Annotated in this window: 9 protein-coding genes; all 9 read left to right on the top strand. The window is 46.4% G+C overall.

Annotated elements, in window-relative coordinates; translation table 11 throughout:
• Positions 1–108: 108 nt before the first annotated feature.
• A complete protein-coding gene (locus NQ546_RS02935) occupies positions 109–3,045 on the top strand; it encodes a SusC/RagA family TonB-linked outer membrane protein (protein WP_004291823.1) in 2,937 nt (978 codons plus the stop codon).
• Between the two features lie 22 nt (positions 3,046–3,067).
• On the top strand, positions 3,068–4,591 hold the full coding sequence (locus NQ546_RS02940; protein ID WP_004291824.1) for a RagB/SusD family nutrient uptake outer membrane protein: 1,524 nt from the start codon (positions 3,068–3,070) through the stop codon (positions 4,589–4,591).
• 18 nt (positions 4,592–4,609) lie between these two features.
• Complete coding sequence (locus tag NQ546_RS02945) at positions 4,610–5,509, top strand: DUF4984 domain-containing protein (RefSeq protein ID WP_004291825.1); 900 nt, start codon at positions 4,610–4,612, stop codon at positions 5,507–5,509.
• Positions 5,510–5,528: 19 nt separating this feature from the next.
• Entirely contained in the window at positions 5,529–7,514 is a 1,986-nt protein-coding gene (locus tag NQ546_RS02950) for a DUF5003 domain-containing protein (protein WP_004291826.1), read from the top strand.
• 36 nt (positions 7,515–7,550) lie between these two features.
• On the top strand, positions 7,551–10,265 hold the full coding sequence (locus NQ546_RS02955) for a DUF4458 domain-containing protein (protein WP_004291827.1): 2,715 nt from the start codon (positions 7,551–7,553) through the stop codon (positions 10,263–10,265).
• 11 nt (positions 10,266–10,276) lie between these two features.
• Positions 10,277–12,256, top strand: coding sequence for a BACON domain-containing protein (locus NQ546_RS02960; protein ID WP_004291828.1), 1,980 nt, complete (start codon positions 10,277–10,279; stop codon positions 12,254–12,256).
• 68 nt (positions 12,257–12,324) lie between these two features.
• Positions 12,325–14,406: a subtilase family N-terminal domain-containing protein gene (locus NQ546_RS02965; RefSeq protein ID WP_004291829.1), complete on the top strand. Its 2,082-nt coding sequence runs from the start codon at positions 12,325–12,327 to the stop codon at positions 14,404–14,406.
• A gap of 12 nt (positions 14,407–14,418) precedes the next feature.
• Entirely contained in the window at positions 14,419–15,234 is an 816-nt protein-coding gene (locus tag NQ546_RS02970) for a DUF1573 domain-containing protein (protein ID WP_004291830.1), read from the top strand.
• A gap of 22 nt (positions 15,235–15,256) precedes the next feature.
• On the top strand, positions 15,257–15,736 hold the full coding sequence (locus NQ546_RS02975; RefSeq protein WP_004291831.1) for a lipocalin family protein: 480 nt from the start codon (positions 15,257–15,259) through the stop codon (positions 15,734–15,736).
• The last annotated feature ends 18 nt before the right edge of the window (positions 15,737–15,754 follow it).

A 15,754-nucleotide genomic window follows, 5' to 3' on the forward strand; every position in this document is an offset into this window, starting at 1 on the left:
CGTTAAAAAACGTGATGAGATATCACGCTAAGGAGACTGTTTCCATAATTCTACAATAACAGACATTTATCAATTCAAATTTTAATCAATAATAAATTAAAGACAAGGATGAGAAAATCAATTCTTTGGTTTGTCTTTCTTACATTATTGACTATTCAATCGGCTTTTGCACAAAGTTTTTATGTAAAAGGCAAGGTTATATCCCAAGAGGATAATGAACCGTTGATTGGCGTGTCAATTTTGCAAGAGGGAAGTGGAAATGGCGTAGTAACCGATATTGACGGAAACTACAGCCTTGAAGTTAAAGGTACGACAAAAACGACTTTAGTCTTTTCGTACATCGGTATGCAATCGCAGAAGCATGAAGTCAGCGCAAAAACTGGTACGCTGAACGTTCGGCTCGCCTCAGACGCCGCATTAATAGACGAAGTAGTGGTAGTGGCGTACGGAACCCGTAAAAAAGGGACAATTGCCGGCGCTGTATCTGCCGTAAAATCGGAAAAATTGGAAAATGTTCCGGCAGCCGGTTTCGACCAGGCGCTGCAAGGACAGACTCCGGGTTTGTCAGTAATCTCCAATTCGGGAGAACCCAGTAAAGCTGCTGTTTTCCAGATTCGCGGTACCAACTCAATCAATTCGGGTACATCCCCGCTGTTTATTCTCGACGGTGTGCCTATTTCCAGTTCTGATTTCAATACAATCAGTCCGGGAGATATTGAATCGATCTCAGTATTGAAAGATGCTTCTTCAACCTCTATCTACGGTGCACGTGCGGCAAACGGCGTGGTAGTAATCACTACCAAGCGCGGTCTGGCTATGGATAAGGCCAAAGTGACCCTGCGTGCCCAGTATGGTATCTCACAGTTGGCATCCAACGGCAAGTGGATGATGATGAACACGCCTGAGCGTATCCAGTTTGAAAAAGAAATCGGCCTGGACGCCGGGCAAGACTACGAACTGCTTTCGCGCACCAACGTCAACTGGATAGATGAAATATTCAACGACCGCGCTCCGCTGCAGAACTACGAACTGTCTGTGAACCGCGCCACCGACCGCTTGAACTATTACGTTTCCGGCGGTTTCTACGATCAGGAAGGTATCGCCCAAAGCTCTTCTTTCCGTCGCTACAACATGCGCGCCAATGCAGAAGTAAAGGCAAGCAACTGGTTGAAGATAGGAACAAGCACGATGGCTGCTTACGAAGAAATCCAGCAAACCGAGGAAGGTTCCATGGCGCTCTATACACCGATTTCAGGTTCACGCTTCATGCTTCCCTACTGGAACCCTTACAACAAAGACGGCTCACTTGCCTCCGAAAACAACGGCACATGGGCAGGAACCGGCCAGAACCCCATTGAATGGATGGCCAACAATCCTGTACATTATAAAAAATATAAGGTGTTGTCCACCGTATTTGCCAACATCACTCCGATCAAGAACCTGACTATCCGTACACAGTTCGGTGCAGACTACTCTCACTCTACGGCTTTCATGCAGTCATACCCAAGTTATGTCATCAACAACGGCATGGGTTCTGCAGGACGCAACTCGTCGGATGTACTGACGCTGAGCGAAACGACCACCGCCAATTATCGCTGGGAACTGAATGAAAGCCATTCGCTCAACTTCCTGCTGGGACAGGAAGCGGTGAACTTCGAATCGACCGGCTTCCAGGTAGTTTCCAGAGGACAAGCCAACGACAAGCTGACGAATGTAACGTCGGGAACACGAGCTTCCGCATGGGGCGATTCAAACAGTTCTTATTCTTACCTGTCGTTCTTCTTCCGCGGCGAATACAACTATAAGGATTTGTACTACGCGGAAATGGCTGCCCGTACGGATGCCTCCTCACGTTTCGGTAAAGACCACCGCTGGGGTGTTTTCTGGTCGCTGGGCTTTATGTGGAACATCAAGAACGAATCATTCCTGAAAGACGTCGAGTGGCTGACCAGCGCTCAAATTGCGTTGAGTACAGGTACATCGGGCAACTCTGAAATACCGAACTATGACCACCTGGCATTAGTGGCAGGCGGTCCCAACTACAACGACGAAGCCGGAATCTATCCCAAACAGCCCGGAAATGAAGATTTAGGCTGGGAGCAGACGTGGGCAAACAATGTGGGCGTCCGCATGGGACTTTTCAACCGCGCCAACGTGAATATCGACTTCTATCATAAGAAAACCAGCAACATGCTGATGCTTGTTCCCCAATCTTACGCGGTGACCGGCGACGGTTACAGTTGGGAAAATATCGGTGCAATGGTAAACCGCGGTGTCGAAATCAGCATAGACGGTGACATCGTCCGCACCAAAGACTTTACGTGGAACGTGAACGCCAATGTTTCTTACAACAAGAACAAGTTGGTGGAACTCTACAACGGCGTACAGGAATACGTAAACTCCACTACCGGACTGAAGTTCGTGGTAGGCCGCCCCGTACACGAATTTTTCATGAACCGCTATGCCGGTGTGAATCCTGCCAACGGTGACGCCCTGTGGTACACCAAAGACGGCGAGCTGACTACCGAATTCCGCGAGGAAGACAAAGTGATGACCGGAAAAACGTTTGACTCTCCATGGGCGGGCGGTTTCGGAACCACTTTTGCATGGAAAGGTCTTTCGTTGTCCGCACAATTCAGCTGGATGGCCGACCGCTACGTGATGAACAACGACCGTTTCTTTGAAGAGAGCAATGGACTGTACAGCGCCTACAACCAGTCCAAACGACTGCTGTATGACCGCTGGAAAAAGCCGGGTGACCTTACCGATATTCCCCGCTACGGCGTAGTGGCGCAACTCGACGACCGTTTTCTGGAGAACGCTTCATTCCTCCGTCTGAAGAACCTGACGCTGGCTTACGTACTTCCGCAGCCGATATTGAAGAAGACCAACTTCTTTACCTCAGCCCGTATCTATCTGCAAGGACAGAACCTGCTGACCTTTACCGGATTCAACGGACTTGACCCGGAAGTGGCAAGCAATATTTACAGAGCACAATACCCGGCTTCACGCCAATACACGTTGGGTATTGAAGTTTCATTCTAACACAGTATAAGCAGAAAGAAAAATGATAAAGAAAATTAGAAATTATATCCTGTTGGCTGCCGTAGCACTGTCTGCCGCTTCGTGTCTGGACAAACTGCCCGAAGACGAAGTTCCTTTTGACAATGCCATCCGGTCGGTGTCCGACGTAAACCAGGCAGTCATCGGCATCTACGATGCCTTCAAGAGCAGCGCCCTGTATTCCGGCAACCTCACTTTGCTGCCCGACCTCCAAGCCGACTTCGTGTACGCCGTAAACGGTTACACCAATACATACGGCAACATCTGGCGCTGGAAAGATATCCTTGCTACGAACACAGACATCGAAGCGGTATACCAAGCCCTGTACGCAGTGATCAATCGCTGTAACTTCATGCTGGATCGCGTGGACTACGTAAGAAAGAACACCACCGTCGATGCCGACCTCGACAAACTGGATCAATATTGCGGCGAAGCCTACTTTGCCCGCGCACTCGCCTACTCGGAACTGATAAAGCTCTTCTGCAAAGCCTACGAAAGCGATGAAGAAGCCGCCAACGAACTGGGCGTGATACTGACCGAGCACTACAACGGCAACGAAGAGATGAAGCGCGCTTCGCTGAAAGACTCTTACCAATTCGTACTGGACGACCTGAACCGCGCCGCCGACCTCCTGAAACTGGAAGACGACTTCAAAGGCACGCTTTACGACACCACCTACTTCAACGAATACACCGTCTATGCCCTGCGCGCACGCATTGCCCTGTACATGAAGAAGTGGGACGACGCCATCAAGTACTCCGACAAAGTGATAGAAAGCAATTATTATACGCTGGCAAGCTGTACAAGACAGGTATCACAGGGCGTAAGCTACTATCAATATATGTGGACCAACGATCACTCCATAGAAGGCATCTGGAAAGTGGGCTTCACCGTAAACTCTTACGGTGGCAGACTGGGCACCATCTTTGCCAACTACGACTTCCGCAACTTCCGTCCGGACTATGTGCCGGCAGAATGGGTCATCGACTTGTATGACAGCAATGACCTGCGCGTTTCTTCTTTCTTCAAGGCCTACACCACCGGATACAGCCATGGGCTCACCTGGCCATTGCTGATGAAGTACTTCGGCAACCAAGACTTCATGAAGCAGTACAACATACTCCACGTCACCATGCCCAAAGTGTTTCGCCTGTCCGAGCAGTACCTGATTCGTGCGGAAGCCTACGTGCAGAAAGACCAGCCCGACTATGCCAAAGCGGGCAGTGACATCAGCGCCATCCGTACAGCCCGTTATTCTTCGTACGGCGGTTCTACTGCCATGAACAAGGAGAATGCCATGGACATCATCGAAGCAGAGCGTGTGAAAGAACTTTATATGGAGGGCTTCCGCTTGCAAGACCTGAAGCGTTGGCACAAGGGATTCAAGCGCAAACCGCAAGACCAGTCGCTGACCAACGGCAGCAGCCTGAAAGTGGAGAAAGACGATCCTCTGTTCGTATGGCCTATTCCCCAGCACGAGCTCGACTCTCCGGGTTCGCAGGTAGAACCTAATGAAAGTAACAAATAAGATTAAATACATACGATAATGAAGAAACTATTAATGGGATGTATGGCAGCCTTGGCTGCTTTGATAAGCCTTGTCGGGTGCGAACAGGACAGGGTGGTATACGGCGGGCCCAATTATCTTATGTTTTCCGACACGATCTATTATTGTCCCGTGCAAGAAACGAATGAGATATTCAATGTCCCCGTATCAGCCACCGAGACTGCCGACCGCGACCGTACTTTTGCCGTAGAGGTAATAGATAAAAAAAGTAATGCCGTAGAAGGAAAACATTATAAAATCCTTTCGAACACAGTAACCATCAAGGCAGGCGAAAGAGCCGCCAACGTAGAGGTAGAAGGCCTTTACGAGAATATCGGCATCAACGATTCACTGGGCTTTGCCCTGCGCCTCATCATTCCGGAAAACGACCGCTGGGATATGTACGGTACAGAGACCAAAGTGGTGTTGCGCAAGATTTGCCCGTTCGACATCAACGACTTCACCGGACACTGCAAGGTGACTTCCTCCTATTTCGGCGAGTTTATGCAGGATGTGGACATGCGCCTGATAACCTCGGAAGTTGTGGAGGGTGAAGAGAACACCATTGTACTTCGCGGATACTACTATGACGGCTATGACATCAAGATAAAGTTCACCCGCAACAAGGTACTCGATCCACTCATTGAAATGAAACAGCAGTTGTGCGCCAGCACAGGTGAAGCGTTTGGAACCATTCATGGCAACGGCAAACTGCTGATGAGCCAGCCCACGCAGTACGTATCTTATTACAGCACCTGCGAAAAATTCATCTTCCAGTACACCACTTTGAGCGTAGACAACAAAGACGGCTCGCTCTACGGGGTTGTAGGTACTTTCGCCAACATCATCGAATGGATCAGCGAAGCCGAATGGGAAAAATTAAAAGAACAAGGATATTAACATTTAAAACCATACAATTATGAGAACATTAAATTTAAAAGGTATGAGTTGGATCATGGCATTGGCTATGATGTTTATTGTGTCATTCACAAGTTGTTCAGACGATAAAGAAGAAGGAGCCACTACCCCGGTATTTCCGGAAGAACAAGCCATTTCCTGTAATGCCGGCGAAACAAAGGTACTTACCTTTGACGCCAATATGACTTGGCAACTGAGTTCTACGGCAGCCATTTGGTGTAAGTTCGAGGTGAACGGCGAAGATAAAGAAGTTGTTAAAGGCGAAGCAGGCAAACAAAGTATAACGATTAAGGTTACGGATGCCGCACAAGAGATAGGCAAAACCAGTGAAGCGCAACTGAAATTGGATATGGGCGGCGAAACGAAAGTGATTGCCACCGTAACACGTTCTGCCAAAGGATATTCACTGAAAATATACGATGCTGAGGGAAATGAAATTACCACAGAACAAGGTCTTGAAGTAGGATACAAAAAACAGATATCGTTTACAGTAAAAGCCAACTTCCGTTTTGCTGCAACCAGTTTCCCTGAATGGGTCATTTTGGACGGTGGTTCAATGGCAGGTGAAGTAAATGATAAAGAAGAAGGTGAACTGAAAATTCAGGCAACCAACGGTTTAACAGTTAAAGAGAACGGTGAATATGAGAAATGGCCGGTTGAAGCTGGCAAAGACAGCAAGAATGTAATCACTTTCGCTGACGAAGCAGGAAACGCATCTTTCTCTTTCCCTGTTTTCTTCAAAGGAATGGGAGCTGAAGATATTAATATAACAGAACCTGTAATCTCCTCTCGCTATGGTTGGAACGTATCTCTGGACGGAAAAACTTTCAAATTAGCAGGAAGTATGGACGGAGGTGAAAACGTTATTACCTTTAATGATAAAATGGAATTTACTGTGGTATCACTCAAAGATGAATATGAAGTGGTGCTACTGGATGCTTCTAATGACCAGCGAACTGGTAGGAAAGTTATTAAAGAAATGAGCTCTTCGTGGATAAAGTATATTAAAAATGGGAATAAAGTAACTCTTACTGTGGATAAACTCAATCCTGACATGGAAGAGTATGACAGCAGAGAAGGTTATGCTCTTGTTATTCCAAAAGCTCAATATGAACAAATCAAAGAGGATATAGTAGCCAATCTTGTAACTACAAATGAAGAAGGAGACCAAGATTTGGTTTATGTTTATGGACAAAATAATCTCTTGATTAATTTGATTCAGGAAGAAGAGAAAGCAGATGGAGAATCTTTTGAGATATTAAAAGGTGGATACATGCCACTTACTTGCAACAAAGTTACAGACGAAAGCATTTTAAATAAGTTCCATGATTATTCAGTAACAGCTGTTTATTCGGTAGAGGTTCCCAAAACAGAAAACTATAATAACGTGTCAATCAATCCATTATTAAGTAATTGGTCAAATATAAATGGATACTCAATTTATAATACCAAAAATAACAGCGAAAACACAGAGATAGTTTCAGAACCAGGAGAAAATAGTATATCAATTGATGTACCTGAAAATCCCATTTATATTGTCTTCAAAGATAAAAATAGTATAAACAAGAAAATTTTAATGGTTCAATTTACTGCTGATGTATTTACTGTAACAGACAACATGCTAAACAACATTAATTGTACACTGCATAGTAACAACAGCGGCTGGGTTTCCGACCTATATGGTGTAGATGGCAATAACATTTGGGAGGCAACGCCTACTTCTCCTCAACTTTATATGATTAAATTTGCATCCTCAGAAAATACTATAAAAAAATTGCAATGTTATAATTTCGATGCAGAAGAATTGACGGAAACAACTTCTGATTTTAATTTTAACGACACTGAAGCTAGTGATGTATCTATAGATAGTGGCACTATATACGTATACTACGGACAGGGTACATATATTAACTATTCCATAGCTTTACTCATAACAACAAATACTGATGAGAAATATTTATTAGTGGTTAACAAACCTGCTCAATAAAAATAACTTTCAATAGAATAACGAACAATAGATTAAATGAATCTACATAAATTAAAGATACGCTCTATATTCTTTTTACCCCTCATCGTCAGCTTGCTGGCGATGGTGGCGGTAACGGGATGTTCCGATGAGGAAGATGCACTGCAAACAGGTCAATACGGCTATGTGCAGTTCAAACTCTACAAAAGCACAGGAGAAGGTGCGGCTACCCGCGCCACCGATAAACTGGAACTGCTGTCGGATGCAAAAAAGATAAACGTAGTGATGCTGCGAGACGGTGTAACACTGTCGCAAACATTGGTTCTCAATTCATATAACGCAGAGAATGCAGAGTTCGGCCTGCGCAGTGATAAACTGCAACTACTGACCGGTACTTACAAAATAGTAGGATACTACCTGTACGACAAACTCGATGAAGAATTGCTGGCAGGTTCGGTAGAAGAAGATGATGAATTTACCGTAGTTCAAGACGGTCTGCAAGAAAAAGCATTGACCGTAAATACAGTGACACGCGGTATGGTTAAGTTTAAGCTGATTAAAGACGGACTTAGCACCCGCGCACCGGGAGAATATCTGTTCAGCCAAATAAAGCTGGCAGACATAACCGTAACCAACCTGTTCACCAAAAAGCCGACAACGATTAAAGGCTTCAAAGTGACTTACAAGGAAGAGTCCAAAGAGCACCAAAACCCCGACAACGATAATGACAAGTATATGGACATCGCCACTGCAAAGTGCGACTCTGCCGTATGGTTGCCCGCCGGAAACTATCAGGTGACTTCTTACACTACATATTCCAAAAACGGAAATCTGGTAAAGACACTGGAAACACAAGCCGTAAAAGGCGAACAGTTCACCGTAAAAGACAATGCGCTCACTGACGACGCCATTGTCCCCATTAAACTGTCCCGCACCGCCGAATACATCAAGGATTACCTTGCACTGAAAGAAATCTGGGATGCGCTGAACGGCAAAAACTGGAGCCAACAAGGCTTCGGTACTCAACCGGGCGCCAACTGGAATTTCAATAAGGAACTGGATATGTGGGGAGCCCAACCCGGTGTATCGCTCAACAGCAATGGTCGTGTAACAGGGCTTTCCTTAGAAGGCTTTGGCGCCAGCGGAAGAGTGCCGGACGCTATCGGACAACTCACGGAACTGGAAGTTCTGGCATTAGGCTCGCATGGGGAGAAAGTAAACGAGAGACTGTTCGGCCCCAAAGGCATTTCAGCGAATATGAGTGACGAGCAGAAGCAAAAAATGCGTATGCACTACCAAAAAACATTCGTTGACTACGACCCGCGCGAAGACTTCTCCGACCTTATCAAAGATTGCATCAACAGCGATCCGCAGCAGAAAAGTATCAAAAAAAGCAGCCGTATCACATTGAAAGATACGCAAATCGGACAGTTGAGCAATAATATCACATTCGTTTCCAAAGCAGTGATGCGCTTAACCAAACTGCGCCAGTTCTATATGGGTAACTCTCCTTTCGTCGCCGAAAACATTTGCGAAGCATGGGAGAATGAAAACTCCGAATACGCCCAACAATATAAGACGGAAGATTTGAAGTGGGATAATTTGAAAGATCTGACAGATGTAGAGGTATATAACTGCCCGAACCTCACAAAGTTGCCTACATTCTTAAAAGCACTGCCCGAAATGCAGCTGATTAACGTTGCCTGCAACAGAGGTATCTCCGGAGAGCAGTTGAAAGACGACTGGCAAGCCCTCGCAGACGCACCGGTAGGAGAGAAAATCCAGATTATCTACATAGGCTACAACAACCTGAAAACATTCCCGGTGGAAACATCTTTGCAGAAGATGAAAAAACTGGGCATGCTGGAATGTCTCTACAACCAACTTGAAGGCAAGTTACCGGCATTCGGCTCGGAAATAAAATTGGCATCACTCAATTTGGCATATAACCAAATCACAGAAATCCCCGCAAACTTCTGCGGATTTACCGAACAGGTGGAAAATCTGAGCTTTGCGCATAACAAATTGAAGTATATCCCTAATATCTTCGATGCCAAATCCGTTTCGGTAATGAGCGCGATAGACTTTTCCTACAACGAGATAGGCTCGGTGGACGGAAAGAATTTTGATCCTCTTGACCCCACTCCTTTCAAAGGTATCAACGTTTCTTCCATCAACTTGTCAAACAACCAGATAAGCAAGTTCCCCAAAGAGCTGTTCTCAACCGGTTCACCGCTTTCTTCCATCAACCTGATGGGTAATATGCTGACAGAAATACCCAAAAACTCGTTGAAAGACGAAAACGAAAACTTCAAGAACACCTATTTGCTTACTTCGATAGACTTGCGTTTCAACAAGCTTACAAAGTTGTCCGACGATTTCCGGGCTACCACGCTGCCCTATTTGGTTGGTATAGACTTGAGCTACAACAGTTTCTCCAAGTTCCCTACACAACCGCTGAACAGCAGCACGCTGAAAGGCTTCGGTATCCGTAACCAACGCGACGCACAAGGTAACCGCACCCTGCGCGAATGGCCGGAAGGTATCACCCTGTGTCCCAGCCTGACGCAACTGCAAATCGGTTCGAACGACATTCGTAAAGTAAACGAGAAGATAACCCCGAACATTTCGGTACTGGACATCAAGGACAATCCGAACATTTCCATCGACTTGAGCTACGTATGCCCCTACATCGAAGCAGGCATGTACATGCTGTTCTACGATAAGACGCAGGATATTCGCGGTTGCGATGCGCTGGATATTAAACGATAAACTCACAAGAAATGAAATATTCAAAGAAAATAATAATAGGACTGGCTCTTTGCGCGGGCATCGTAACCTCGTGCAAGGAAGATGAAGCAGGAGTATCGAACAACATCTCCACCGACAAGGACGAAATCACAATCGGCCCGGAGGGAGGTACAGAGCAAGTCGCCGTCTCTACCAACGCCGATTGGGTGGCCGGTTCAGCCAAACCCTGGATCAGCATTTCCCCCGCAAACGGAATGGGTTCGGCAGATTGCAGACTGGCCATCGATTCTACATTGGAGAACAACGCACGTACCACCCAGATACGGTTTGCAGCGGAAGGACAAGAACCTAAGTTGATTACGATTACCCAGTTCGGCTTCAACAAGCAGATATTGCTGAAAGAACCGGAAGTGGAAATTGAGAACTCAGCCGAGTATGACAAGCGCTTTTTCGAAACCACCATCTCTACCAACATTCACTTCAAAATTGATGAGGAGAATATAGAGTACTCGTTTGCCGAACCGATGAACGATACGGAAAAAGTAGAAATGGAGCCCGAACGCGCCAACTGGCTTACGTTGCCCAAAAACGACGACCTGGAAGTAAACCTCGACAGAAAAGCGCGTCCGCGTACCATCAAAGTGCGCTTCCGCTGGGAAATGAATACGGCACCTTTTACCCGCGTTGCCAAAATCCGCCTGATTCCGCAGAATCCTGAGGAAGACAAGCTGAAAGATGCCGACGGCAAAGAGATAGATGCGGTTATTCTCACCGTCCGCCAGAAACCGGCTCTGAAAATAGAAGACAACCGTTCGGGCGACTCGCTTGCCATCATCACTATCAACAAAAAGGTACAGGCTACAATGTCATTCGACACCAGCGAGAATATGCAGAACTGGAACTATGTAACCCTTTGGGAAGCAACCGACGACGACTTACCTTCACAGGAAGCCATCGGTCGCGTACGCAGCGTGAAATTCATAATGGTGAACTTGAAAGAAGGCGAAACCCTTCCTAAGGAAGTGAAACACCTCAAATATTTGGAATCATTCGGTATTCAGAGTAATGCCAACTTCCAGTTGCGAGAGGTTCTTTTAGGCGAAGAAATTTGTGAACTGGAACACCTGAAATATCTAAGTGTATATGCGTATGGTCTTATCAAGTTGCCCGATAACTTTATAAAACTGGGCGGCAAGGGTAAAGAAAAAGGTCTGGAAGTACTGGATTTATCTTCCAATAACTTCCCTAAACTCTCTACCATTACGGATGTGGTGAACCAAGAAAACTTCCCGCATGTAAGAGCATTATTATTAAGCAGATGTCGCCGTACGGACTCCTTCAACGATTTGAGCCAGATGGACAACAGAGGAGGCAGCGAATACAATGGACGACCTATCGGACTGCATGTCAACATCACCGAAGAAGCCAGAGAACGGGCAGCATTCTTTAAACTGCTGACTTGGGACAATCTGGTTACCCTGTCCCTGTCTTATAACTTCATCGAAGGACAGTTGCCTACGGATAGCGAAATAACCGCTGCGCTGCAAGCCGCAGGAAAGCCTACACGCTATACGAAAGATGATTTCTCCACCGATAAAAAGGATTATTTGGACAAGCTGGTAGGCGACACTTGTATCTGGCTGAAAACAAACGATAATCCGGTAACTTATCCGGGAGTGAACGGACAATATAAGGAAGTAGTACATGGACAGGATGTTCCGCGCGTATTGCCCAATGCACGCAGTCTTTCCATCAACCTGAACTTCATGACGGGCGATATGCCCAAATGGATACTTTTCCACCCCTACTTTGTGGAATGGGATCCGGAAGTCTTGGTTTTCAATCAGCAGGAAAGAGGTAAAAACTCTGAAGGAGCTCCCGTATTGTTTGATAATATAGACAATCAGAAGTACGACTATAAGTATTATTACGGCGATAAGGATCCCGGAACAGAGGTAACAATTCAAGGTACCGCCTATCCGCTTTACTACCGCAGATACGTAGCTCAATAACAACTGATAACAGACCGGGATATTCTGAAAAGAAGAATCATCAACAAGAATAATTTTAAAACGAAACAATGAAGAAAAAATTCTTATACATAGCACTGTTCGCTCTTACACTGGCTGCATGCTCGGAACAAGAAATCATTGAACAACCGTCTACCTCACCCGAGGAGACGGAAGTTCAACTTCCGGCAGACGTCACTTCGGGCGAACTGCTGATAAAGTTCAAGCCTGAAATGACTGCCATCCTCGACCGGACGATGACACGCGCCACAAGAAGCGGTAGTGCCATGACCCGTTCGGGCATTCCGTCTACCGATGAGGTGCTTGACATTTTAGGAGGATACCACTTTGAGCGTATATTTCCCGTAGACTCCAGAAACGAAGAACGTACCCGCACCGCCGGACTGCACCTGTGGTACTTGGTGAAATTCGATGAAAATACGGATTTGCAGCAGGCTGCCAACCGTCTCAGCCGTTTGGGAGAGATTTCGAAGGTACAAGGAAACAGCCGCATCAAACGTGCTTATAACACCGGAAACTACCGTACTTACATCAGCGAAGCAGCCCTGCAACAGAAAGCGGCTACGCGCGCGGCAACCAACAGCACTTTTTCAGATCCGGGATTGCAATTCCAATGGCACTATAACAATACGGGAACAAACCCGTTTGATAATCCGGAGAATGGAGCAGAATCAATAGCCGGATGCGACGTAGGCTGTGTAGAGGCATGGGCAAAGTGCAAAGGAGACCCCTCTATCATCGTTGCCGTACTGGATGAAGGCGTAATGTACACCCACCCCGACCTGAAAGACAACATCTGGGTGAACGAACAGGAAAATCTGTATAGCGATGAAGATAATGACGGAAACGGATATAAAGACGACAGATACGGTTATAACTTCGTAACGAACAGCGCCATTATCTCATGGACAGATACCTACGACACCGGACATGGAACACACGTTGCCGGAAGCATTGCGGCCGTAAACGGCAATGGCAAAGGTGTTTGCGGCATCGCCGGCGGAGACGGCACTGCAAACTCAGGCGTGAAGATTATGTCGTGCCAGGTATTTGCAGGACAAGGCGGCGTTACGCTGAGCGCGGAAGCCCAAGCCATTAAATATGCCGCCGACAACGGAGCAGTAATCCTGCAATGCAGCTGGGGATATAACTCGGCAGACGCCAATGCAATAGATGGATTTGTACCGGGCCCGGCAACCGAGGCAGAATGGACCAAGCTCTATCCGCTGGAAAAAGAAGCCCTGGATTACTTCATCAACAATGCAGGTTCTCCCAATGGAGTGATAGACGGCGGTATCGCCATCTTTGCATCGGGTAATGAATATGCCAAAATACCGGCTTTCCCCAGCGCCTATTCCAAATGCATATCCGTAAGTTCAATAGCCGCCGACTTCACACCGGCGTCCTATACCAACTTCGGCACAGAAGTGGACATCTGCGCTCCGGGCGGTGACGTACAGTATTATAGCCAAGCAGGAAAAGGAGAACCGGAATATTGGCTAGAAGAAAATCCGGAAGCATCGGGCTCCATTCTTTCCACTATGATACAAAACGGAAAACCTGCCTACGGCTATATGGACGGGACCTCAATGGCGTGCCCGCACGTATCGGGCGTAGCAGCTTTAGGATTGTCATACGCCGTAAAACAACGTCGCCATTTCAAGGCGGACGAATTTGTGAAACTATTGAAAGAATCGGTGAAACCTGTCAACTCTTTCTATACGGGAACTAAAAAGTTCTACAGAAACAGCGCTTCTCATGGTGCTTCGCTCACCCAGATGAACTTGTCTGCCTATATCGACAAAATGGGTACCGGAGCAGCCAATGCCGGCATATTGCTGAACAACATCGAAGGAAGCGGTTCGGACATGAAAGTGCCCAATGTATATGTGGCGGAAAACGCCGAATCTACCATCAATCTGGCCGGCTTCTTCATAGACGGCGAGAAACTGACTTATACTTGTACGTCAAGCGACGAAGCCGTTGCGAAAGTAACCGTCAACGGTACGCTGATGAAGGTAACCGGAGTAAAAACCGGTTCGGCTCACATCACAGTGAAGGTAAGTAACGGTACGGAACAGACCATCACCGTTACCGTTCGCAAGAAAGCTAACGACAACGGTTGGATGTAATTAAAATTATCAATGAAACCCATTACTTGGATACAGCTATTTATACTCTGTGCAGGAATCGGACAGGCTTGGGCGGTTAAAGCCCAAGACGTCCGCTTTCTCTCACAAGAGAAAATCGACTCGCTCATAAATCCGCCGTTGATGAAACAGGGGGATGAGATACTGCGTTTCGAGAAAACTGTACAGAATATTGGAACACTGACCGAAGATGACGCTCCGCGGGCTTGCAGCTTCACATACACCAATGTAAGCAAAGCGCCGGTTGTCATCACCCGCGTAAGGACAACTTGCGGCTGTACGGCGGCAGATGCCTATACAGGAAAAGTACTTCCGGGCGAAACGCGAACCATCACGCTGACTTACCACCCGAAAAATCATCCCGGAACGATAGATACGAACACTTTCGTCTATCTATCTTCTTCGGATAAAACCCCGGTGGCACGCCTGACACTGATAGGAAACGTCATTCCCGGAGCCGACGAATGGGCACGCTACCCATATGCAATGGGAAAACTGAGACTGAAACAAAACCAACTGGAATTTCGGGAAGTAGCTGCCGGAAAGCAGCCTTCGGAACGAATTCTATGCGGTAACAGCGGAGACAAGCCGCTGCGTTTGTCAGCACTCATCATTCCTAAATTCGCAACTTTCCGCACAGAGCCGGAAGTTATTCAGCCGGGCAGTGAAGCCGATATCGTAGTAACGGTCAACGCATCGCTCATTCCCGCGGAAAAAGGGAAATCATTCACCTTCCCGATTATTCTTGAAGGAGTGGATGCACGCCCTTCGGACCGGACATTAAATATAAAAGTAAACTGTATTAAGTAACGATAAAAACAAGAAATTCGATATGAAGAATATTTTCAAATTAATGGCTTTGTTCGCCTTCCTGTTCTGTTTCTCTTCCTGTGAAGATGACGAACCGGTAATCCCGACCTTAGAAGTTACTCCCGCCAATCTGGAGGGTACATGGAAACTTGCCGAATGGAACGGAGCTTCTTTGGATGAAGGTACATACTGTTATGTGATTTTCAACCGCAAGGAACAAACTTTCGAAATGTACCAGAAGTTCGACAGTATGTATGCCCGTTACATTACCGGTAGTTTCAGCATTGAAAACAATCCTTATTTGGGTTATATCATCAGCGGAGTTTATGACTATGGTAACGGTGACTGGAACAATAAATATATCGTAACTGATTTATTGGAAAGCGGTTCAATGACTTGGACATCAAAAGATGATGAAAGCGATGTAAACAAATACATCCGCTGTGAAAAAGTTCCCGAAGAAATCATCGCGGAAGCCAAAGTTGACAAAGACGAAGAATAATACTCGGAATTTTCATTT

This window comes from Bacteroides eggerthii (assembly GCF_025146565.1).
Classification (GTDB): domain Bacteria; phylum Bacteroidota; class Bacteroidia; order Bacteroidales; family Bacteroidaceae; genus Bacteroides; species Bacteroides eggerthii.

What these genes read in the sequence shown, in the direction of transcription:
- NQ546_RS02935 (WP_004291823.1), top strand. Translation starts at nt 109, where the DNA reads ATGAGAAAATCAATTCTTTGGTTTGTCTTTCTTACATTATTGACTATT.
- NQ546_RS02940 (WP_004291824.1), top strand. Translation starts at nt 3,068, where the DNA reads ATGATAAAGAAAATTAGAAATTATATCCTGTTGGCTGCCGTAGCACTG.
- NQ546_RS02945 (WP_004291825.1), top strand. Translation starts at nt 4,610, where the DNA reads ATGAAGAAACTATTAATGGGATGTATGGCAGCCTTGGCTGCTTTGATA.
- NQ546_RS02950 (WP_004291826.1), top strand. Translation starts at nt 5,529, where the DNA reads ATGAGAACATTAAATTTAAAAGGTATGAGTTGGATCATGGCATTGGCT.
- NQ546_RS02955 (WP_004291827.1), top strand. Translation starts at nt 7,551, where the DNA reads ATGAATCTACATAAATTAAAGATACGCTCTATATTCTTTTTACCCCTC.
- NQ546_RS02960 (WP_004291828.1), top strand. Translation starts at nt 10,277, where the DNA reads ATGAAATATTCAAAGAAAATAATAATAGGACTGGCTCTTTGCGCGGGC.
- NQ546_RS02965 (WP_004291829.1), top strand. Translation starts at nt 12,325, where the DNA reads ATGAAGAAAAAATTCTTATACATAGCACTGTTCGCTCTTACACTGGCT.
- NQ546_RS02970 (WP_004291830.1), top strand. Translation starts at nt 14,419, where the DNA reads ATGAAACCCATTACTTGGATACAGCTATTTATACTCTGTGCAGGAATC.
- NQ546_RS02975 (WP_004291831.1), top strand. Translation starts at nt 15,257, where the DNA reads ATGAAGAATATTTTCAAATTAATGGCTTTGTTCGCCTTCCTGTTCTGT.